Annotated in this window: 14 protein-coding genes; 8 read left to right on the forward strand and 6 right to left on the reverse strand. The window is 72.2% G+C overall.

Annotation, left to right across the window (positions count from 1 at the left end; translation table 11 throughout):
• Window positions 1-2 precede the first annotated feature (2 nt).
• The 6 genes from CHAN_RS02860 (at window position 3) to CHAN_RS02885 (ending at window position 12,754) form a co-directional block, all read left to right on the forward strand.
• Window positions 3-3,119, forward strand: a complete 3,117-nt coding sequence (locus CHAN_RS02860) for an ATP-dependent helicase (RefSeq protein WP_290291535.1) — start codon at window positions 3-5, stop codon at window positions 3,117-3,119.
• Window positions 3,116-6,400 carry an ATP-dependent DNA helicase gene (locus CHAN_RS02865; RefSeq protein WP_290291537.1) on the forward strand — a complete coding sequence of 1,095 codons (3,285 nt, stop codon included), beginning with the start codon at window positions 3,116-3,118 and terminating at the stop codon, window positions 6,398-6,400. The genes CHAN_RS02860 and CHAN_RS02865 overlap by 4 nt, the downstream gene beginning before the upstream one ends.
• Before the next feature lie 2 nt (window positions 6,401-6,402).
• Window positions 6,403-7,488, forward strand: a complete 1,086-nt coding sequence (locus CHAN_RS02870) for a potassium channel family protein (RefSeq protein ID WP_048742986.1) — start codon at window positions 6,403-6,405, stop codon at window positions 7,486-7,488.
• Window positions 7,475-9,598: an ATP-dependent DNA helicase UvrD2 gene (locus CHAN_RS02875; protein ID WP_290291543.1), complete on the forward strand. Its 2,124-nt coding sequence runs from the start codon at window positions 7,475-7,477 to the stop codon at window positions 9,596-9,598. Before CHAN_RS02870 ends, CHAN_RS02875 begins: the two co-directional genes overlap by 14 nt.
• Before the next feature lie 27 nt (window positions 9,599-9,625).
• Window positions 9,626-10,282 (forward strand): NAD(P)H-binding protein, encoded by a 657-nt coding sequence (locus tag CHAN_RS02880; RefSeq protein ID WP_290291544.1) that lies wholly within the window; start codon window positions 9,626-9,628, stop codon window positions 10,280-10,282.
• 594 nt (window positions 10,283-10,876) lie between these two features.
• Window positions 10,877-12,754 carry a hypothetical protein gene (locus tag CHAN_RS02885; protein ID WP_290291546.1) on the forward strand — a complete coding sequence of 626 codons (1,878 nt, stop codon included), beginning with the start codon at window positions 10,877-10,879 and terminating at the stop codon, window positions 12,752-12,754.
• Between the two features lie 100 nt (window positions 12,755-12,854).
• On the opposite strand, the gene CHAN_RS02890 is transcribed toward CHAN_RS02885, so the two are convergent.
• Genes CHAN_RS02890 through CHAN_RS02900 form a run of 3 tightly spaced genes read right to left on the reverse strand, consistent with a single transcriptional unit; the run spans window position 12,855 to window position 15,298 of the window.
• Complete coding sequence (locus tag CHAN_RS02890; RefSeq protein WP_290291548.1) at window positions 12,855-13,121, reverse strand: hypothetical protein; 267 nt, start codon at window positions 13,119-13,121, stop codon at window positions 12,855-12,857.
• A 10-nt stretch (window positions 13,122-13,131) separates the two neighbouring features.
• A complete protein-coding gene (locus CHAN_RS02895) occupies window positions 13,132-14,442 on the reverse strand; it encodes an ABC1 kinase family protein (protein ID WP_290291550.1) in 1,311 nt (436 codons plus the stop codon).
• 16 nt (window positions 14,443-14,458) lie between these two features.
• The gene (locus tag CHAN_RS02900) at window positions 14,459-15,298 is read right to left on the reverse strand and encodes a TOMM precursor leader peptide-binding protein (RefSeq protein ID WP_290291553.1); all 840 of its coding nucleotides are present in this window, start codon (window positions 15,296-15,298) and stop codon (window positions 14,459-14,461) included.
• A gap of 82 nt (window positions 15,299-15,380) precedes the next feature.
• Here CHAN_RS02900 and CHAN_RS02905 point away from each other — a divergent pair, with 82 nt between their 5' ends.
• Window positions 15,381-15,917, forward strand: a complete 537-nt coding sequence (locus tag CHAN_RS02905) for a YgjP-like metallopeptidase domain-containing protein (protein ID WP_290291555.1) — start codon at window positions 15,381-15,383, stop codon at window positions 15,915-15,917.
• Here CHAN_RS02905 and CHAN_RS02910 read toward each other — a convergent pair.
• Window positions 15,914-17,341, reverse strand: a complete 1,428-nt coding sequence (locus CHAN_RS02910; RefSeq protein WP_290291558.1) for a zinc-dependent metalloprotease — start codon at window positions 17,339-17,341, stop codon at window positions 15,914-15,916. The genes CHAN_RS02905 and CHAN_RS02910 overlap by 4 nt on opposite strands.
• Before the next feature lie 104 nt (window positions 17,342-17,445).
• Between CHAN_RS02910 and CHAN_RS02915 the strand changes: the two genes are divergently transcribed.
• A complete protein-coding gene (locus CHAN_RS02915) occupies window positions 17,446-18,468 on the forward strand; it encodes a YlbL family protein (RefSeq protein ID WP_290291560.1) in 1,023 nt (340 codons plus the stop codon).
• Here the strand turns inward: CHAN_RS02915 and CHAN_RS02920 are convergent.
• Window positions 18,398-21,172 carry an HAD-IC family P-type ATPase gene (locus CHAN_RS02920; RefSeq protein WP_290291562.1) on the reverse strand — a complete coding sequence of 925 codons (2,775 nt, stop codon included), beginning with the start codon at window positions 21,170-21,172 and terminating at the stop codon, window positions 18,398-18,400. The genes CHAN_RS02915 and CHAN_RS02920 overlap by 71 nt on opposite strands.
• A gap of 19 nt (window positions 21,173-21,191) precedes the next feature.
• A complete protein-coding gene (locus CHAN_RS02925; RefSeq protein WP_290291565.1) occupies window positions 21,192-22,601 on the reverse strand; it encodes an alanine/glycine:cation symporter family protein in 1,410 nt (469 codons plus the stop codon).
• Window positions 22,602-22,626: the final 25 nt, after the last annotated feature.

The following is a 22,626-nucleotide window of genomic DNA, read 5'->3' on the forward strand; positions in this document are numbered from 1 at the left end:
CCATGAATCAGATGCCCGCCGTGCGCTTGACCGAGCCGGAACCGCCGGCCCGCCGGACGTGGGAGGGGCCGGTCGCGGCGCTGTTCCCGGGGGACGATCGCCTGGCGGATCTGAAGGTGCCGGGGGCCGCGTGGCAGGTCGTCGGCGGCCCGGGCACGGGCAAGTCGTCGCTGCTGGCGGACCTGGCGGTGGCGCATGTCGCGGCGGGGTGGCCGGCGGATTCCGTGCAGGTGCTGGCGCCGTCGAAGGAGGCCGCGTCGCGGTTGCGCGATGACGTCGCCCGCAGGCTGCCGCGGTCGTCCGGCGCGGGCTCGGGCGGGATGGTACGCGCAGTGCATTCGATGGCTTTTGCGCTGGTCCGCGCCGCCGCCGTGCGCGCGGGCCGTCCCGAGCCGTCGTTGGCCACGGGCGCGCGGCAGGATGCCGTGATCCGCGAGCTGCTGGCGGGGCACGCCGATGCCGGCGGGGCGTATTGGCCGGAGCGTTTGGTCCCGGCGCTGCGCATGCGGGGCATGGCCCGGCAGTTGAGGGATCTGCTGCTGCGCGCCGCCGAGCGCGGGGTGGGCGCGGACGAGCTGGAGGAGCTCGGCCGTCGCCACGGCGTCGCGGAGTGGGTCGCGGCGGGGAAGTTCCTGCGCGAGTACCGGCGGGTGATGCGCCTGTCGTGGCACGAGGAGCTCAACGCCGCCGAGCTGGTGTCGGCGGCGGTGGCGGCCATCGACGAAGACCCGTCGCTGGTGGACGCCGCCGGGATCCGGGTGCTCCTCGTCGACGACGCCGAGCATCTGGACCCGCAGTCGGCGGAGCTGATCCGCCGGCTGCTGCCGGGAACGGACCTCGCCGTGGTCACGGGCGACCACGACCAGTCGGTGCTGCGGTTCCGCGGCGCGGATTCGGCGTTCCTCGATTCGGTGGCGGATCCCGAACGGCGCATCGTGCTGCATTCCTCGTGGCGGGCGACGCCCGAGATCGCCGTGGCGGCGAATCGGGTGTCCGCGCGGTTGCCGGGGTCGCCGCCGGAACGGGGCATCCGCGGCATGCGGGCCGAGGGGGAGCGTCCGGTTGCCCGCGTCGTCGTCCACGACACGGGGATGGGAGAAAAGGCGACCATCGCCGATTTCCTGCGCCGCGCGCACCTCGAGGACGGCGTGGCGTGGAAGGACATGGCGGTGCTCGTGCGCTCGGGTGCGGGCGAGTCCGCGCTGCACAGGTCCCTTGCCCGCGCCGGCGTGCCCGTGCGCATGGACCCCACCGACGTCGTGCTCGGCGAGCAGCGCATGGTCGCCGCGCTGGTTCTGGCCCTGCGCGCGGTCGACGGGGGATTGGAGCCGTCGGAGTGGGAGCGCTTGCTCACCGGCCCGCTCGGCAACGCCGACCCGGTGACGCTCACCCGCCTCATCCGAGGCGTGCGCCGCGCGCACCTCGCCGGCGGCCGCGCGATGGACCGCATCATCGGGCTGCTCGCGGCGGAGGAGCGCACCCCGGAGCAGGAGGAGCTGATCGCCGGCCTGCCGGAGCGCGAGCGCGACGTTTTGGCGGGACCTCTGCGCATTCTCGACGCCGGCCGCGCCGCGCGGGACGAGGGCGCGGAGGCGGTCGCGTGGGCGCTGTGGGAGTCCTCGGGCCTGGCCGACCACCTCATGGCGGCGTCGCTGCGCGGCGGCGCGGCGGGGTCGGCGGCGGACCGCGACCTCGACGGAGTGATGACGTTCTTCGACTTCCTCGGCGACCTCGTCGAGGGCGACCCCTCGGTGACCATCGCGGGCGTCGTCCGCGAGATCGCCGCCCATGAGCTGCCGACGGGCGCCCGCGACCGCCGGGGCGCCGACCGCGAGGCCGTGGTCATCCTGTCCGCGCATGCGGCGCTGGGCCGGGAGTGGGAGGCGGTCGCCGTCGCCGGCGTGCAGGAGGACGCGTGGCCGTCGCTGGGGCGGACCGGCTCGGTGGTCGGCCAGGGCGAGCTGGTGGACCTGCTCGACGAGGGCATCGAGCCCGGCACGCCCGTCTCGCACGCGGCGGAGCGGCTGGCGGAGGAACGCCGCCTGTTCCACGTGGCGGTGTCCCGCGCCCGCCGCCGGCTGCTGGTCACCGCCGTCGACGCGCCGGACGACGAGGGCGAGCCCAGCCGTTTCCTCCGCGAGCTCGGCGAGGACGTCGAACTGAAGACGGGTGCGGTGGCCGAGGCGCCGGTGCCCGAGACCGCCGAGGACGTCTCCCGCGTGCTGTCGGTGAATTCGCTGCTGGCCGAGCTGCGCGCGGCGGTGCTGTCCGACGAGGCGGGCCCGGTGCGCAGGGCGCAGGCCGCCCGCCAGCTGGCGCGCCTGGCCGCCGACGGCGTGCCGGGGGCCGACCCCTCGCAGTGGTGGGGCCTGGCCGACCCGAGCACGGACGCGCCGGTGGAGGCGGCGCCGGTGCGGGTGAGCCCGTCGAAGGTGGGCAAGGTGCTCGAGTGCCCGCTGCGGGCGCTGCTGGAGCAGCCGTCGTCGTCGGACCAGATGGCGTTGGGCACCGCCTTCCACCGGGTCGTCGAGGCCATGGCGGAGGGCGTGTCCGCCGAGGACGCGACCCAGTCGCTGCTGCGCGCGCTGCCGGAGATCGTCGACGAGCCCGCCTGGCGCATCGAGGCCATGGGCCGCGATTGGGCCGCGGCGGTCGCGGCGTGGGCGGAGTGGGCCGCGGGCTCGCGGGCGGTGGGCACGGAGGTCCCGGTCCGCGTGCCGCTCGGCGACGACGCCGTGATCGCCGGGCGCATCGACAGGCTGGAGGAGCATCCCGAGGGCGGGCGCACCATCGTGGACGTGAAGACGGGCGCGAGCGTGCCGTCGGCCGCCGATGCCGAGGCGAATCCGCAGCTGGCCACGTACCAGCTGGCGCTGTCCGAGAGCGGGGATGTGGACGTCGCGGGCGGAAAGCTCGTGTACCCGCGCAAGGCCGGCGCCACCGGGCCCGCGGTGCGGGTGCAGTCCAAGATGACGCCGGAACGGTTGGCGCAGTGGCGCGGCACGGTGCTCGGCGTCGCCGGCGCCCTGCGCGGCCCCGGTGCCCTGGCCACGCCGGGGCGCCATTGCGACCACTGCGGGGTGCGCCTGGCGTGCCCGGCGAAGGAGGGGATCCGATGACCATCGATCCGGTGACGCTGTCCCGCATGATCGGGCAGCCGCATCAGCCGACCGAGGCGCAGGCGGAGGTCATCGGCGCCCCGCCGGAGCCGCTGCTCGTCGTCGCCGGCGCGGGCGCGGGCAAGACCGAGACCATGGCCGCCCGCGTGGTGTGGCTGGTGGCCAACGGTTTCGTGCGGCCCGAGGAGGTCCTGGGCCTGACGTTCACGCGCAAGGCGGCCCGCGAGCTGGGCCAGCGCATCCGCGAGCGCCTGGCCGCGCTGGCCGCCAGCCGCGCCTTCGACCGCGTCGCATCGCCGGAGGTCCGCGAGGCGCTGCGGGTCATCGCGCCCGAGGTGTCCACCTACGACGCCTACGCGGGGTCCCTGGTCCGAGAGTACGGCCTGCTGCTGCCGGCCGAACCCGGCGCGGAGGTCCTCGACGGCGCGACGCAGTGGCAGATGGCGTGGGAACTGGTCCGCGACCGGGGCTCCATCGAGACGGAACTCGGCGTGGCCGACCTCGTCGGAAAGCTGATGACGCTGTCCGAGGAAATCGACTCGAACCTCGCGTCGGTCGACGAGGTGCGCGAGCAGACGGAGGCGTTCATCGCGAACATCGTGCAGACGCCGAAGGCCCCGCGGCAGCGCAGGGACCTCCACTCGAAGCTGGAGGCGCCGCTGCGCGCGCAGCGGGACCGGCTCGCGCTGCTGCCGCTGGTGGGGGAGCTGCGGCGGCGGCACGAGGAAGAGGGGGCGGTGACGTTCGGCAGGCAGATGGCCATGGCCGCGCGCCTGGCCGACGGCATCGCGGAGGTCGGCGCGGCGGAGCGCAGGCGGTTCCGCGTGGTCATGCTCGACGAGTACCAGGACACCTCGCACGCCCAGCGCGTGCTGCTGCGGGCGCTGTTCGCGGGCACGGCGGTCACGGCCGTCGGCGACCCGATGCAGGCGATCTACGAATGGCGGGGCGCGACGGCGGCGAACCTGACGCGCTTCGTCACCGACTTCCCCCGGCCCGACGGCCGCCCGGCGGAGAAGAAGCAGCTGCTGACGTCGTGGCGCAACCCGTCGTCGGTGCTGGAGCTGGCCAACGACGTCTCCGCCCGCGCGTTCGGCGCCGGCCCGCGCACGGTCGAGGAGCTGACCCCGCGGCGCGGCGCCGGCCGGGGCACGGTGCGGCTGGCCCTGCACGCGACGGCCGACGAGGAGCTGGAGTGGGTCGCCGGCCACATGGCGGAGGAGTTCCGCGCCGCCCGCGAAGAGGGCCGGCCGATCACCGCGGCGGTCCTGGTGCGGAAGAACAAGCACTCGGCGGCGATCCTCGACACGCTGACCGCCGCCGGGGTGCCCGCCGAAATCGTCGGGCTGGCGGGGCTGCTGACGCTGCCGGAGATCCTCGACGTCATCGCCTGCCTGCGGGTTCTGGCGGACCCGGCGGACGACCGGGCGATGCTGCGGATGCTCACGTGGCCGCGCGCCCCCCTGGGCGCCGCCGACATCGCCGCGCTCGGCCGCCGCGCCCGGCAGCTCGCCCGGTACGCGCGCGACGACGACGAACCGCAGGAGGAGGTCGACGGCCCCCTGTCCGCCCTCGACGCCGATCTGGCGGCGGTGGCGCGGGAACGGGCGACCCCGCCGACCGGCCTGGGCCACGCCGTCGCCGACCCCGCGCTGCGCGATGAGGGCGAGTCCGCGCCGGGCTATTCGGAGGAGGGCTCCCGGCGCATCGCCGAACTGTCGGCGGCGCTGCGCAACCTGCGTCGGTTTTCGCTGCGCAAGCCGCTGCCGGAGCTCATCGCGGACATCGAGGAGGCGTTCGGCATCCGCGTGGAGGCCGCGGCGGGCGGCGGTGCGGGCACCGTGCACCTGGACAGGTTCACCGAGGTGGCGGCGGATTTCTCGCGGCGCCTCGGCGGTGAGCTGACCGCGTTCCTGGGGTACCTGGACCGCGCGGCCGCCCACGACAAGGGCCTGGAGCCCGGCAAGACGCGGATGAAGGGCGACCGCGTGGAGATCATGACCGTGCACAAGGCCAAGGGCCTGGAATGGAACGTCGTGGCGGTGCCCCACGTGTGCGCGTCGGTCTACGACGACGTCATGGTGGACACGTGGCTGACCAAGCCGCAGCTGCTGCCCTCCGACGCCGTGGCCGAGGGGGAGTCCGGCGACGGCGCGCCCGTGCTGGACACCTCGGCGGCGGAGAACCAGAGCGAGCTGGCGGCGGCCCTCGACGAGCACAGGGCGGAGTACCGCGCGGCGAAGGTCGCCGAGGCCGACCGGCTGTTCTACGTCGCCGTCACCCGCGCGGAGGACACGCTGCTGGTGTCCGGCAGCCAGCGCATGACGCCCGGCCGCAAGAAGCCCGACGGCCCGTCGGCGCACCTGGAGTCGCTGCGCGCGCTGCGCCCGGACGCGGTGGAGACGTGGGTCGGCGAGGCCCCCGGCGAACCCCTGCCCATCCCCGATGCGGAGGGCGTCGCCTGGCCCGCCGCCCCGGACCCCGCGCGCCGCGCCGTGCTCGAACGTGCCGCGGAGCTGGTGCGCGCCGGCGAACCCGACGGGTCCGAACCCATCGACGGCGACATCTCCCGCGTGTGGGACGACGAAGTCTCCATGCTCCTGGAGGAACGCCGCCGCGCCCGCGCCGAGGCGGTGTCGGTGCCGATGCCGGTGCAGCTGTCCACCAGCGAGTACCAGGCCCTGCGCGCCGACCCGGCGGCCTTCGCGCGCCGCCGCGCCCGGCCCCTGCCGTACAAGCCGAACCGCTTCGCGCGCCGCGGCACGGCTTTCCACGCGTGGCTGGAGAACCGTTTCGGTTCCGCGGTTCTGCTTGACGACGACGACCTGTTCGCCGCAATCGACGGAGACGGCGAAGGCGCGGACGTGGCCGTCGAAAAGCTGAAGGAGAAATTCGCGGGGAGCCGGTGGGCGGATCTGACGCCGGCCTTCGTGGAGGAGCCGTTCGACATCGGCGTCGGCGGCCGGCGCATCGTCGGGCGCATCGACGCGGTGTTCCGGATCGACGGGCGGTGGATGGTCGTCGACTGGAAGACGGGGCGGCGGCCGGTCGGGGAAAAGGCCCGGCAGGCGGCGCTGCAGCTGGCCGTGTACCGCATCGCCTGGGCCGACCGGCGCCGCGCGATGGGGGAGGACATCGCACCCGAAGACGTGCGCGCGGCGTTCCACTACATCGCCGAGGACGAGACCGTGGAACCGGCCGGGCGGGATCTGCCCGACCGGCTAGAGTTGGACGAGGCGATGCGAGAGCTCGTCGCGGACACGACGAGGAAAGGTGGCTGACGATGCGCGACAAGATCCGCGATCGGTTCGGCGCCGACATCGAGCTGGACGATCTTCCGGATCACGCCCTGCTGGGCGTCATCCGCATGCCGGAGGCGGCGCGGAGGGGGCCGTGGCGGCTGATCGTGCGGCGCCTGAGCTACGCGCTGGCGATGCTGCTCATCGCGGCGATCGTCGTCTACCTGGACAAGGGCGGCTACACGGAGCCGCTGAGCTTCGTCGACGCGCTGTACTACTCGGCGGTGTCGCTGTCGACGACGGGCTACGGCGACATCACGCCCGTGACGGAGCGGGCCCGCATCCTGAACATCCTGATCATCACCCCGCTGCGCGTGGTGTTCCTGGCCCTCTTGGTCGGCACGACCCTCACGGTGCTGACGGAGGAGTCCCGCCGGGCACTGCAGATCCAGCGTTGGAGGAAGCAAATGCGCAACCACACCGTCGTCATCGGCTACGGCACGAAGGGCCGCTCCGCCATCGCGGCGCTGCTCGCCGACGGCGTCGACCCCTCGGAGATCGTCGTGGTGGACAAGGACCAGGGGGCGCTCGACCAGGCCGGCGTGCGCGGCCTGGTCACGGTCCACGGTTCGGCGACGAAGGCGGACGTGCTCAAACTCGCGGGCGTCCCGCGGGCGAGGTCCGTCGTCGTCGCCCCGAACAAGGACGACACGGCGGTGCTGGTGACCCTGTCGGTGCGCGAGATCGCCCCGGGCGCGACCATCGTCGCCTCGGTGCGCGAATCGGAGAACCGGCACCTGCTCACCCAGTCCGGCGCCGACCAGGTGGTCATCTCCTCGGAGACCGCCGGCCGCATGCTCGGCCTGGCCACGGTCACCCCCTCCGTCGTGGAGATGATGGAGGACCTGCTCAGCCCCGACGAGGGCTTCTCGGTCGCCGAGCGCCTGGTCACCGAGGAGGAGATCGGCGCCAACCCGCGCCACCTGGCGGACATCGTGCTGGGCGTGGTGCGCTCCGGCGAGCTGTACCGCATCGACTCGCCGGAGTGCGAGTCCGTCGAGCCGGGCGACCGGCTGCTCTTCGTCCGCCGCGTGCTCAAGGAGGAATCCGATCCGGATGCCGGCAAGTGACCCCGCCTTCGGCGGCGCGATCTCCCTCGACCCGGATCAGCTGGAGGCGGCCACGGCGCCGCTGGGTCCCGTGTGCATTCTGGCGGGCGCCGGCACCGGCAAGACCCGCACCATCACCCACCGCATCGACCACCTGATCCGGTCGGGGTTCGTGCAGCCGCAGAAGATCCTCGCGGTGACGTTCACCGCCCGCGCGGCGGGCGAGATGCGCGACCGACTCACCGCGATGGGCACCGCCGGCGTGCAGGCGCGGACGTTCCACTCCGCGGCGCTGCGGCAGCTGCGGTACTTCTGGCCGCAGGTCGCCGGCGATCTGCCGTGGCGGCTGCTGGACAACAAGTTCTCCGTCGTCGCCCGGGCGGTGCGCGCCACCGGCCTGGACTCCGGCAAGGAGACCATCCGCGACGTCATGGGCGAAATCGAGTGGGCGAAGGCGTCGCTGGTGACGCCGGAGGGCTATGCGGCGGCCGTCGACAAGCGCGGGCGCGTCGCCCCCGTGCCCGCCGACAAGCTCGCGGCGGCCTACCGGACGTACGAGGACATGAAGACCTCGCCCGAGGGCATGCTGCTCGACTTCGACGACCTGCTGCTGCACACCGCCGGGGCGATGGAGAATTCGCGGGCGGTGGCGGAGGAGTTCCGCGCCCAGTACCGCAGCTTCGTCGTCGACGAGTACCAGGACGTCACCCCGCTGCAGCAGCGGGTGCTCGACGCGTGGCTGGGCGAGCGCGACGACCTCACCGTGGTCGGGGACGCCAACCAGACCATCTATTCGTTCACCGGCGCCACGCCGGAATACCTGATGGGCTTTTCGCGCCGTTTCCCCGACGCCACCGTCGTGCGCCTGCAGCGCGACTACCGTTCGACGCCGCAGGTGGTGCACCTGGCCAACGAGGTCATCGGCAAGGCGAAGGGGCGCCTGGCGGGGTCGCGGCTGAAGCTGGTCGGCCAGCGCCCCGACGGCCCCGAGCCCGGCTACACCGAGTACGACGATGAACCGCAGGAGGCGCGGGTCGTCGCAAGGCAGATCCGCAGGCTCATGGACTCCGGCGTCCCGGCGTCGGAGATCGCGGTGCTCTACCGCGTCAACGCGCAGTCGGCGGTGTTCGAGCAGGCGCTCAGCGAGGCGGCGATCCCGTACCAGGTGCGCGGCGGCGAGGGCTTCTACCAGCGCCCGGAAATCAAGCAGGCCGTCGCGGAACTGATCCGCGTGGCGCGGCGGCCGGACGTGGCCACCAACGGCGACGGTTCGGCGGGCACCACGGGCGAGGCGCTGCGGGGCCGGAAGCTATCGGCCCTGGTCCGCGAGACGCTGGTGCCGCTGGGCCTGACCAAGGAGGAACCCGAGGGCGCCCAGGCCCGCGAGCGCTGGCAGTCGCTGGGCGCGCTGGCCGACCTGTGCGAGGAACTGGTCCACGCCGACCCGGAGCTGCGCATCGAGGGCCTGCTGGGCCAGCTGCGCACCCGCCAGCAGGCGAAGCAGCCGCCGACGGTGCAGGGCGTGACGCTGGCCAGCCTCCACGCCGCGAAGGGCCTGGAGTGGGACGCGGTGTTCCTGGTCGGCCTGACCGACGGCAACATCCCCATCCAGCACGCGCTGAAGAAGGGCGACGATTCGCAGGACGTCGAGGAGGAGCGCCGCCTGCTCTACGTCGGCGTCACCCGCGCCCGCGAGCACCTCGAGCTGTCGTGGTCCCTGTCGCGGCAGGAGGGCGGGCGCCGCACCCGGCGCCGCAGCCGCTTCCTGGAGGGGCTGGACGTCCCCGGCTTGGCGACGGCCGCCCCCCCGCAACCGGCCAAGAAGAAGCCCACGACGTGCCGCACGTGCGGCGGGCGCCTGACCACGAACGCGGAGCGGATCATCGGCCGGTGCTCGGCGTGCCCGTCGGACGTCGACCCGCAGCTGGTGGAGACCATCCGCGCCTGGCGCGCGGAAACCGCCCGCGAGATGTCCGTGCCCGCCTACGTGGTGTTTTCCGACGCCACCCTCGCCGCCATCGCCGAGGCGCGCCCGTCGGAGCCCGCGGAGCTGCTGGCGGTGCCGGGCATCGGCCCCGTGAAATTCGAGAGGTTCGGGGCGCAGCTGCTGGCGCTGATCGCGTCGTCGTGAAGCGGGGGAAGTCGGTAGCGTGGGGCCATGCGAATCCACGTCATCGGAGCACACGGAAAAGTCGCGCTGCGGGCGCTGCCGCTGCTGTCGGCCGCGGGGCATGAGGTCGTCGGGGTGATCCGCAACCCGGATCACGCCGACGAGGTGGAGGCGGCGGGCGCCGAGCCGCACGTCGCCGACATCGAGCGGTTGGACGCCGGCGGGTGGGCGTCGCTGCTGGAGGGGACGGATCTGGTCGTGTGGTCGGCCGGCGCCGGCGGGGGCGATCCGCGGCGGACGAAGGCCGTCGACGAGGACGCGGCTATCGCGTCGATGGACGCCTGCCCGCGCGAGGCGGGGTACGTGATGGTGTCGTATTGGGGCGCGCGCCGCGATCATGGCGTGCCGGAGGACAACCCGTTCGTCCATTACGCCGACGCGAAGGCCGCCGCCGACGAGCATCTGCGGGAGTCGGGGCTGCGGTACGTGATCCTGAAGCCGGGTGCGTTGACCGAGGAGCCCGCCGGCAACGTGTACGTCGGCGACGATTCCGAGGTGCCCGAGGGAGTCGGGCGCACCACCGCCCGCGCCACCGTCGCGGCGATGATCGCGCATGTGGTGGGTCGTTTCGGCGAGCTCGGCGGCGCCCGCGAGATCGCCTTCCTCGACGGCGATGTGCCGTTGGGCGAGGCCGTCACCGCGTAGCTTCGGCGCCCCTGCCCGTTCCCCCTGGCCCGCGCCGGCGTCGGTTGGCGCGGGCCTTTCGCGTGCGTGGGTGCTTGCTTTGCGACGTGCCGGTGTGGCAGGGAGGGGCCGGTGTGTCCAGTGACCGTGCCCTGGCGCCGCCCCCGCCAAAGCCGCAACCTCGCGTGACCCACGCCCGCGGCCCAGCGCCGCAACTACGGTCCGCCAACAACTCCGATCTTCGCCCTTTGCAACCCGCACTGCGCTGCCTCCACCTGGGCGCGAGCTCTCCTGACCTGCGGGCAACCGCAACCCGCCACCCACATGGCATCCAGTACGTGCCGACTACACACATGGCATCCAGTACGTGCCCGCCGGCCGCTAGTCACTGATTCGTGCGAGTCTCGAGTGCACCGCCCCGCGTGGTGCGAAAGTGTCCCGTGGTGCGAAAAGAAGCGCAAACGTGACGCAATGTTCGAGCGATATCGGTCGAACACGTGTATCATCTTTGGTGAAGCGGGATGGGGATAATGGGCCCGGCTTCCAAGGCGCAACGCCAAGCAGTGCGAGCAGTTTCCAGTTCCAGTTTCTTTTCGCCACCGTGGGGGAATCGACATGGCTTTCGACCATGTTCCATCCGATGCAAACGACGATGAGCACAACGACCCGGACCACCACCGCAACCAACGCACCCACCCACCCGACAACGGTGGGCGGGACACACCCGACCCCGTAGACCACCCCGATCAGGCCGATCGGGATAGCGGGGCCGGCGACCAGCAGGGGGCTTCGTCGCCCCAGTCTGCCGAGCGGGCATCGCCGCATCAGTCGACCGAATCGGAGGCCCTGTCGCGCAAGCGGTGGGTCACCGAACGCGACGACGATGCGCTGGCCTGCCTGGCCCGTGAGCGCAACATCGCCGAAGTCGACATGGCCATCGCCTGCACACCCGACGGTGGCACGGACGTCGATTCCCACGCCGCGACCATCGCCACCCGCATCGGTGCGGGCAAGGTGCGGGCGATGCAGTACTGCGACGTCGGGGTGATGCTCCACCGCATGCCCCGCATCCGCCAGTTCTGTACTGGCGGTGTGGTGCCGATGGGGCACCTGGTGAAAATCGCCGCCGCCATCATCGCCGTCACCGACGACCACCTCGAAGAAGTAGAAACCCGGTTCCTGGAGTACCTCACGCCCAGGCGGGACTTCCAGGCCCTTCCCGGCATCAGGGTCTTCGCCCGGCACCTGGCCCGCATCGTCGACGACATCGAACCGATCTCCACCCCACCCGACGACGACGCAGAACAGCCCGCCTCGGAGGGGTACGTCGCCGACCGGGACTCCCCCGGTGATCACGGGTGCGTGGAGGTGGTGTTGCGCAAGGACCGCCTGGCCGAGTTCGACGCCACCGTCCGCGCCATCCGCGACACCAAACTCAACGCCGGCGAGACCTGCACCCTCGCCGATGCGCTCATGCACCTGTGCCGAGGAGACCACGACGGGGCGAACGTCACCCTCAACGTCTACGCCGATGGTGCGGCCGCCGATGAGGGGGAGCTTCGGTTGTGGCTCGACGGTGGCGGGTGGTTGCCGACCTACGTCACGAAGCAGTGGTTGGAGCGCGCCACCGCGGTGCGGTTGTCGGGTGATTCGGTCACGGGTGGGTATGTGCCCACCGAGGCGCAGAAGGCCAGGGTGCGTGGCCGGGATGGTGGGTGCAGGTTTCCGGGGTGTTCGGTGCCGGCGGATAAGTGCCAGATCGATCACGTCGTCAACTACGACCCCAACCTCGACCACGCCGCGATGGTGAATAACCCGCTGTTCAACACCGCAGGCCAGGGGCATGACCACTGCAGCCACGATCACGGCGACCATGGCGGCTGCGACCACGACCATGACCAGGGCGACCACACCGGCTGCAGCCACGGCCATGACCATGAGCGTGCCGGTGGGGTCGTCGCCGGCAACGAGACCAATGGCCTGGGTGCGACGGCGACGTGGAACCTGCAGTGCCTGTGCCAGCACCACCACAACCTCAAGACCTCCCGCCACTGGCATGCGGTGATGCACGACGACGCGTCGGTGACGTGGAGCGACCACACCGGCGAAACCCAGGCGACGACGGTGCCGCATGGTCCGATCGCCCACATCAAACGCCAGACCTTCGATCAGCGGGCCGCGAGGTTGGCGAAGACCATCCGCGCCAACAACGACAAGCGCATGCGCGCGGCGGCGGAGGCGCGGGAGGCGATGGACCAAGCCGAGGTTGATGCGGCCTTGCGGGAACACGCCAGAAAGATGGCGACGTATGAGCGGGAGGTGGAGGAGTTCGTTGCCGGCCCGTTGAATTCACCGGACCCGGTGGTGGCCGGGGACGCGCGGGCGGTGGTCAATGCCGCAGACGACGGATGGCCCTGCATGGATGACGTCGAACAATGTGAGGTGCCGGAGGCGCCGCGGCCGTTGGGGCCGGACCCGACGGTGCCGTTCTGATGAGACGCCTGCTGGGAAAAACCGCGGCAGATGTAAAACGGCCGCCCAAGGAGAACCCCACGAGGAGGTCAGAAGAACCCCACGGCCCCTACTTGCCGGCCTACCCTTCGTCGCCGATGCGGGAACTGGCGGACCAGGCGGCCTCAACGTGCTCGATGGCCAGGTCCAGGGCGTCGGCGCAGGCGCGGAGCTCCTCGGCGACGGCGTCGACGGCCTCGGAAGGGGTGATCACCGCGGAGTCGTCGACCGTCAGCTTCCGCCGGTCCCACACCTCGGCCGACGCCGCCAACTGGCGGACCTGGTCGACGATGCCGGACAACCCCTCATGGGTCATGCCCACCTGCGCGTACAACTCCTGCGGCCGCATGCCCGCGACGCTACCGCGCGGGGCCCAACCCCACCATCTCGGGATAATGCTCCGCAATGACCTGCCGATACGGCGCCGGCGCCGCCAACTGCGACAACACCGCCACGGCGCCGGCGAGGATGCGGTGGATCATGATGTACCGCTTCGGCATCCCGAACTTCCGGCCCAACTTCGACTGCGGCGACATCGGATCCATGAACGGGCCCATCACCCGCTTCAGCCACTCGACCGTGAACACGAAATCGTCCTGCGACAACGGCTCCGCGAAAGGCAGCAGAAACGCCTCGACCTCCGCCGGCGTCAACTCCTTCTCCCTGCCGCCGGTGACGTACCCGTGCTCCACGGCGAGATCCAACAGATCCTCCCGCCGGCCATCCACGACGGCCGCGACCAGCTCGATCAACGGCCGCGGCAACCCCTCGGGCACGTGGATGCACGCGCCGAAATCGATGACGGTCAGAACGCCGTCGTCGGAAAGCAGAAAATTCCCCGGGTGCGGGTCCGTGTGCATGCGATGCACCAGGTCGGGCGACGCGAACTCGAACACCGTCAGCGCCTCCGCCGCCCGCGACCGCTGCTCGGCGGTGCCGTGCTCGATGATCTCGCCCAGGCGCACGCCCTCCACCCACTCGCTGACCAGCACCTTCGGTGCGGACGCGTACACCTTCGGCACATGCAGCCGCGGCTCCCGCCCACTGCCGAACGCCGCATGGAAGGCGCGCTGGTGGTCGGCCTCGATGCGGTAGTCCAACTCGTCGAGGACGTTGTCCGCGATCTCGTCGACCAGGTCCGACATGTTCATGCCGGCTTCGAGCTGCTGCAGGATGGGCGTGACCATCTTCAACTGGCGCAGGTCGGCCTTGATGGCCTTGTCGGCGCCCGGGTACTGCACCTTCACCGCCACGGGCGAACCATCGGCCCACACCGCCTTGTGCACCTGGCCGATGGACGCGGCGGCGACGGGGGCGTCGTCGAATTCCAGGAAACGCGTCCGCCACGCGGTGCCCAGCTGCCGGTCCAGCACCCGGTGCACCGACGACGCCGGCAGGGGAGGGGCCTCCGCCTGCAGCGACCGCAGGGTGCCGGACAGCGGCTCGGCCAACTCGTCGGGCAGGATCGGCGCGAAAATGCTGAGCGCCTGCCCGACCTTCATCGCGCCGCCCTTGAGCTCGCCGAGGACCGCCGCCAACTGCTCCGCCGTCTTCCGGGGGTTCGACGCCCGGCTGCGGGGATTCAGCGCCCGGGCGCCCGCCGCCAACGGCACCGACGCCAATCTTGCGGCGCGGCGGATGGAGGACCCGGAGACGGACTCATCGTTCATGGGGGCCATTGTGCCGTCATCGGGCCACGGCCGCCGCCCCCGCGCACACCGGGCAACGCGGATGCGGCAGCAGGGGGCGCACCCCGCCGCGCAGGCCATGCGGATCGACGACCACCTCCGCGCCGCGCAGCGCCCCGGGATCGCGAAGTTGGGCCATGGCCGTCGCGACCGTCGCCGTCATCGTCTCCGGCGGCGCCGTCCCGACCCTCCCCGCCAGCTGCAGCGCCAGGACGCGGCGGGCGGGGTCGTCGTCGGCGCGGTGCGCTTCGGCGCAGGCGGGGCACGGCGCCGAGGGATCCGGCACCCACGGCCCGACGATGCCGGCGCCGTCGCGGAGCACCACGGACAGATGCGGGATCCCGCGGCCACGCAGGGTCCGCAGCAGGGGGACGTCCGGCACCTCGAAACCGGTGAGCACGATCGCGCCGATGTCCGCGACCGTCGCCCGCTCCACCCACCGGCGGGCGCCGGCATCGGGAATGCGCGAGGTCGGCGACCAGCCCCGCAGCCGCAGCGCCTCGGCCAACCGCGGGCGCAGGCCGTCGCGGCCGATGAGCGACACGGGGCCTGGTTCGCGGTGCTTTTCGACGAGCCCCGCCCTCCGCAGTTCGCCCACCAGCCCCGACGCCATCGGCGCCGGCAATTCGGTGCCGGCCAAACCCTCGGCCACGCAGGCGCCGCGGGTGCCCGCGAGGAGGGCGGAGAAGACGGGGCCGGGGGACACGTCGTCGGGAAGCGGGAAAACCAGGCACGTGCGCGGATCCGACCCGAACTGGATGCGCCCGCCCGGCCGCAGCAGCACCGCGACGTGGCGGTGCAGGTGCACCGGCGCCGATCCCCCGATCCCGACCCCCATGGCGCCACTGAAGCACGGGTGCCGCACACGCGCACCCCCGGAAACGGCGCGTTTCACCCCCGCACCCGTCTACGCTGGGGCCATGGACCGAAAGCGCCCGAATCGCGATCGACCCGACTACGGGCCGGACGTCGACGTGCGGCGCTCGAAGAGACGCCGCCGGACGGTCTCCGCCCGCGCGGAGGGCAGCCGCATCGTGGTCATGGTCCCCGACGATCTGCCCGACGCGGAGGAGCGCCGCCAGGTCGAGGAGATCGTCGAGCGGGTGCGGCACAAGGTCGGCAACAACCTCGACGACGCCGCGCTGGACAAGCGCGCCCGCCGCCTCGCCCGCACCGTGCTGGAGGGCCGGCCGCGGATGGAGTCGATCAAATGGGTCCGCAACATGTCGCGGCGCTGGGCGTCGGTGACGGGTGACCCGGGGCGCATCCGCGTCTCGCACAGGCTTGCCGACGTGCCGGAGTACGTCCTCGACGACGTCATCGTCCATGAGCTCGTGCACACGTTCATCGACGACGGCCACTCGGACGAATTCTGGGCCTGGGCGTCGAAGGCCCCGCACCACGAGCGGGCGCGGGGCTATCTGGAGGCGTATCAGCGGTGGGGGGTGCGGTCCTAGCTCTTCGCGTCGCCGTCGTCGCGCTTGTCCCGCTCGTCGCCTTCCTCGGCCTCGCGGCGCAGCTGGTCCTCGAGTTCCGCGATGGGGTCGAAGTCGTCGGAGGCGTCGCCGCCGAGGACGCCGTCGATGAACTCGGCGGAGTTGTCCAGGTCCTCGGCCACGGGCAGGAAATCGGGGTGGTCCCAGACGCCGTCGCGGCGTTCGACGCCCACGGCGGTGGTCAGGCGGCGCCACAGGTCGGCGGCCTCGCGGACCTTCGGGGCGCCCAGGTCGATGCCGGTCGCCTTCTCCAGGGCCTGCTCTGCGCCGGTGGATGCGCGGCGGCGGCGCCAGGCCTCGTCGAGCTGCACCGCACCGGGCAGGCGCTCGCCGAGGGCGTCGGCCACCACGACGTCGACCCAGCCCTCCACCAGCGCCAGCAGCGTCTCCAGGCGGGTGCGGGCGTGCTGGTTGGCGGAGGTGATCTTCGGCGACAGGTCCATGTTCTGCATGGCGGACATGGCCTCCTGCAGCTTCGACGGGTCCTGCAGCGACTCCAGGTCCAGGCCGCGGGCGGCTTCCTCGACGCCGGAGTAGTCCATGACCAGGCCCGACGCGTACTCCTCGACGGAGGAAATCATGCGCTCGACCAGCCACGGCACCCGGTCGTAGAGGCGCTGGTGGGCGGCCTCGCGGGCGGCGGCGTATACGTACAGCTCGCGGGCGGGCAGCTCCAGCTCCTCGGCCAGGGCGGTCAGGTGCGTCGGCAGCATCGCCGCCGCGCCGGTCGTGTGCAGCGGCAGGCCCAGGTCGGAGCCGGTCAGGGCGTCCTTGGCCAGGTCCGCCAGCGCGCCGCCGAGCTGGACGCCGAAATTCATGGCGTTCATCCGGGACATCATTCCGAGCATCGGGCCCATCATCTCGCGGGCCTGCTCCGGCATGCCGGCGACGGACGCCTCCGCCATCTGCTCGGCGACCGGGTCGACGATGCGCTTCCACGTGGGCAGCGTGTGCTCGAGCCACTGCAGCGAGTTCCAGCCCTCGGCACGGTTCGCGCCGGCGGGCAGCGTCGTGGATTCGTCGAGCCACAGCTCGGCGAGGCGGAGGGCGTCGGAAAGCGCCTCCCGCTCCGAGTCGCGCACCGGCGCGACCTGCCCGATCCGCTGGCGCGCGATGCGCTCGGCGACGGAATGGTCGACGCCCCCGCCGCCCTGGCCGTCCATCTGCTGGCCCATGCCGGACATCATCTGGCCCAGCTGGTTGAGGAAGTCGCCCAGGCCCGCGCCGCCCTGGCCCCCCTGGCCGCCCATGGGGAACCCGAAAATGCCGAAGTCGCCGAACGGGTTCTGGCCGCCCCGGTCCTTGCCTTCGTCCTTGCCCTTGTCACGGCCCTTGTCGCGGTCGTCATCGTCGTCGGGCGTGAATCCGAATCCCTGTCCACTCATGCTCCCAACCGTACCGGCGCGGGGGTGCCCGGTCACTGTTCGTCCGCGGGTTCCCGGCGATGCTCGCGCAGGGCGAACACGAAGCACCGGTAGGGTTGGCGTTCGTGAATCGCCGCACCAGAACCCTGCTCGTCGGCGCCGCGCCGATCCTGGCGCTGGCGGCCGTGCTGTCCTCGCCGCAGATCGCCGTGCCCTTCGCCGCCGAAGGGCCGGGGCCGCTTTTCGACGTCCTCGGCGACATAGACGGGAAGGAGGCGGTCGTCGTCGCGGGCGGGGACCCCGACCCGTCCGCGGGGGAGCTCAACATGACCACCGTCGCCGTGGCGCACAAGCTGTCGCTGGCGCAGGTGATGGGAATGTGGGCGGATCCGGACCAGAAGGTCGTGCCCATCGAGGCCGTGTTCCCGCCCGGGCTGAGCCAGGACGACGTCAAGGAACGAAACGCCCTGATGTTCACCGAATCGGAGGCCAACGCCACCGCGTCGGCGCTGCGTCAGCTCGGGCTGCCCATCGAGGTCACCGTGGCGCTGGTGACCAAGGGCTCGGCCGCCGAGGGGAAGCTGGAGAAGGGCGACGTGCTGGCCGCCATCGACGGCGACGACATCGACCGGCCGGAGACCCTCCAGCGCACCGTCGCGGGGCATGCGCCCGGCGACCGCGTCACCCTCGATGTCGTCCGCGGCGGCGAGAAGAAGCAGATCGAGGTCGAGCTCGGCGCGAACCCCGACGACGACAAGAGGGCGTTCCTGGGCGTCGGCATGGCCGCGCAGCCCAAGGGCGACGTGAAGGTGCAGTACAACGTCTCCGGCGTCGGCGGCCCCTCCGCGGGCCTGATGCTGTCGCTGGCGGTGGTGGACAAGCTCAGCCCGGGGGACCTGACCGAGGGCCGCACCATCGCCGGCACCGGCACCATCGATGGCGTCGGCGTCGTCGGGCCGATCGGCGGCATCACGCACAAGATCTCCGCGGCCCGCGAGGGCGGGGCGGAGTTCTTCCTGGTCCCCGGCGCCAACTGCGCCGAGGCGCGCACCGCCGAGGCCGGCGACATGAAGCTGATCAAGGTCGGGTCGCTGGGCGACGCGGTGAAGGCGCTCGACGACCCGGGCGCCGCCCCGACCTGCGGATGACCCGGCCGAGGGCCTTCTCGCCCTCGACGACCGCGAACACCGCCGTGCCGAGCGCCACGATCAGGCCCCACTGCGCGGCGCCCAGCGGCGCCGACCCGAAGGCCGCGTGCATGAACGGCGCGTAGGTGAACAGCAGCTGCAGGGCGACCAGCGCCGCCACCGCGATCCACGACGCGGGGTTGGTGGTGAACAGGTCCGCCCGGAAGCTGTGCTCCCGCAGGTGGCGGGCGTTGAACAGGTACCAGATCTGGCCGACGACCAGCGCGTTGACGGCGAGCGTCCGGGCCGTCCCCACCGCGGTGCCGCCGTCGAGCGCCCAATAGAACACCGCCATGGTCATCCCGCCCAGCAGCAGGGACACGACGGCGATGCGGATGCCGGCCATGCCGTCGAGAAGCGGCTCGCCGGGGTCGCGCGGCGGCCGGTCCATGACGTCCGGCTCGGGGTCCTCGAACGCCAGCGCCACGCCGAGCGTCACCGCGCAGACCATGTTCACCCACAGGATCTGCAGGGGCGTCAGCGGCAGCGTCAGGTTCGCCATCACCGCGGCGAACATGACCAGCGCCTCGCTGCCGTTGGTCGGCAGCATGTAGACGATGGTCTTGCGCAGGTTGTCGTGGATGGCGCGGCCCTCGCGGACGGCGCGGGCGATGGACGAGAAGTTGTCGTCGGCGAGCACGACGTCGGCGGCTTCCTTCGTCGCCTCGGTGCCCTTGACGCCCATGGCCACGCCCACGTCGGCGCGCTTGAGGGCCGGGGCGTCGTTGACGCCGTCGCCGGTCATGGACACGACCTCGCCGAGCGATTGCAGCCCGCCGACGAGCCGCAGCTTGTGCTCGGGGGAGGTGCGGGCGAAGACGTCGTGGGCGGCGGCCGCGCGGGCGAGTTCCCCGTCGTCCATCGCCTCGAGCTCGCGGCCGGTGATGGCGGGGATCTCGCCGGTGGCGGGGTCGGGGTCGCCGATGCCCATTTCGCGGGCGATGGCGGAGGCGGTGCCGGCGTGGTCGCCGGTGATCATCTTCACGCGGATGCCGGCGGCCCGGCAGTGCGCCACGGCCTCGATGGCCTCGGGCCGCGGCGGGTCGATGATGCCGTAGAGCCCCGCGAAGGTGAACCCGCCCAGGGCGACGTCGTTTTCGTCGAGGTCCCCGTCGCTTTCCGACGCCCCGCCGCGCCGGAACGCGCCCGCCAGGACCCGCAGGCCGCGCCCGGAGAGGCGGTCGATTTCCGCCTCCCAGAATCCCCGGTCGAGCCCGCGGACCCCGCCGCCGGGCGCGATTTCGTGGGTGCACAGGTCCAGCAGCCGGTCGGGCGCGCCCTTGAGGAAGACGCTGCCGTCGTCGCCGCCGGCGGGTGCGGGCGGGAGATCGTGGGGCGCGGGCGCGTCGTCGTGGACGGCCATCCACTTGTTGTCGGAGTTGAAGGGGACGTCGCTGACGCGGTCGTCGGCGCCGCGGGAGTGGCCCGCCTTCAGGGCGAAGACGCGCAGCGCGCCGTCGGTGGGTTCGCCGACGAGGAGCCACCGGCCGTCCTTGCGCCGCCCCTCGGCCTCGTTGGCGCGGTCGGCGATGGCGGCCAGCGCGCGGATGGCCGGGTCGCCGGCGGCCGGGCCGGACAGTTCGCCGTCGGGGGAGTAGCCGGTGCCGGAGATCTCCACCGGCCCGGCGGCGACGACGGCCTCGCGCACCGTCATCTCGTTCTTGGTCAGCGTGCCGGTCTTGTCGGTGCAGATCACCGACACGGAGCCGAGGGTCTCCACCGCGCCGAGTTTGCGGGTGATGGCGTTGCGCCGGGCCATGACCTGCACGCCGCGGGCCAGGGCGATGGCCATCACCGCGGGCAGCCCCTCGGGAATGGCGGCGACGGCGAAGCTGATCGCCTGGAGCCCGACGTCGAGGAGGGCGGAGCCGTGCACCAGGCGCGAGACGGCCATGAGCAGGACCGCCAGGCCGACGACGATGAAGGTCAGCTGCTTCCCGAACTTCGCCATCGACCGGGTCAGCGGCGTCTCCAGCGTCTGCACGTCGCCGAGCATGCGGTCGATGCGGCCGATCTCGGTGTCGCGCCCGATGGCGGTGACCACGCCCGCGCCGGTGCCCGCCACGGCCAGCGTGCCGGAGAAGGCCATGGAGGTGCGGTCGCCGACGCCGGCATCGGCGGGGACCGGCTCGGCGCCCTTGGTGACGGGCTCGGATTCGCCGGTCAGCGGCGATTCGTCGACGCGCAGATCGGAGGTGCGCAGCAGCCGCAGGTCCGCGGGCACGCGGTCGCCCGGGCCGAGGAGGACGACGTCGCCGGCGACGAGCTCATCGGCGGGGACGGTGACGGGCGAGCCGTCGCGAAGCACCCGCGCCGACGCCGTCAGCATGGTCCGCAGGCCCTCCAGCGCCTTCTCGGCCTGCCCCTCCTGGATGAAGCCGATGAGGGCGTTGACCACCACCACCAGCAGGATCACCGCGGTGTCGATCCAGTGCCGCATCAGGGCCGTGATCGCGGCCGCGGCCAGGAGCACGTGGATCAGCGGGTCGTTGAAATGGCCCAGAAAACGCGTGACGACGCCGTCGCGGTCCGGTTCGGGCAGAGCGTTGGGCCCGTCGGACGCGAGGCGTCGCGAAGCTTCGGCGGAGGCGAGTCCCCCGTCGCCGGAATTCACCAGCGACAGGGCATCGGAGGTGCTCAGGGCGTGGGGTTCATGGTCGGCCATCGCCCCCAGCGTATCCGCGTCAGCGGCCGGAGAGCACCCGGTTGCGCTCCCACTCGGCGACCTCGTTGGCCGACGCCCGCAGTTGCGGGTCGAAGTCCAGGTAGGCCTTCGTTTCCCGGGCGATGAGGCCGGACAGGACGATCAGGCCGATGAGGTTCGGCAGGGCCATCAGGCCGTTGAGGGCGGAGGCGAAGGCCCACACCGTCTCCAGCTCGGTGACGGCGCCGACGTAGACGACGCACGTGAAGATGAAGCGGTAGGGGATCGTCCCGTGGCGGCCGACGATGGACTCCAGGGCGCGCTCGCCGTAGTAGGACCAGCCGAGCATCGTCGAGAACGCGAAGAACACGATGGACAGGGCCACCAGCTGGCCGCCGAAGGTGCCCGGCAGGCCCGCGGAGAATGCGTGGGCGGTCATGGCGCCGGCGTCCTCGGCGCCCTCCTCCCAGGCGCCGGTGGTGATGATGACCAGGCCGGTGAAGGACACGACGATGATGGTGTCGATGAACGTCTGGGTCATGGAGACCAGGCCCTGGCGGACCGGGTGGGTGGTGGTCGCCGCGGCGGCGGCGATGGCGCCCGAGCCCATGCCGGACTCGTTGGAGAACAGGCCGCGGGCGACGCCCATCTGGATGGCCAGGATGATGCCCGCGCCCGCGAAGCCGCCGACGGCGGAGGTGCCGGTGAACGCGTCGGTGAAGATCAGCCCGATGGCGTCGGGGATGGCGGAGATGTTGGCCACGAGGACCCAGATGGCGGCGGCGATGTAGAGGATGATCATCATCGGCACGAAGGCCGCGGTGAAGCGGCCGATGGACTTGATGCCGCCGATGAGCACCGCGCCGACGAGGATGAACATGATGGCGCCGGTGGCCGAGGCCGGCAGGCCGAACACGTTCTCCAGGTTGGTGGCCACGGCGTTGCCCTGCGTCAGGTTGCCGATGCCGAACGCGGCGATGGCCGCGAACACCGCGAAGAGGTAGGCGAGGACCTTGCCGAAGGAGTTCGGGATGGCCTTCTTCAGGTAGTACTGCGGGCCGCCGGACTGTTCGCCGGCGGCGTCGGTGGTGCGGTACTTGACGCCGAGGAACGCCTCGGCGTACTTCGACGCCATGCCGACGAGGCCGGTGACCCACATCCAGAACAGGGCGCCCGGGCCGCCGAGGCCGATGGCGGTGGCGACGCCGACGATGTTGCCGACGCCGACCGTCGCGGCCAGCGCGGTGGACAGGGCCTGGTACTGGGAAATGTCGCCTTCGCCGCCGTCGTCCTTGCGTTCGATGAGGCCCAGGCGCAGCGACGGGCCGAGCATGCGCAGCTGCACCGCGCCGAGGCGGATGGTCAGCCACAGGCCCGTGCCCAGCAGCAGGGGGATGAGGAGGAAGGGGCTCCAGACGAAGGAGTCGAGCCCGCTGAAGAATTCGTTCATGGGGGAGAAGTTACCGCCCGACCAC

Origin of the sequence: Corynebacterium hansenii (assembly GCF_030408795.1) — a bacterium.
Taxonomy (GTDB): domain Bacteria; phylum Actinomycetota; class Actinomycetes; order Mycobacteriales; family Mycobacteriaceae; genus Corynebacterium; species Corynebacterium hansenii.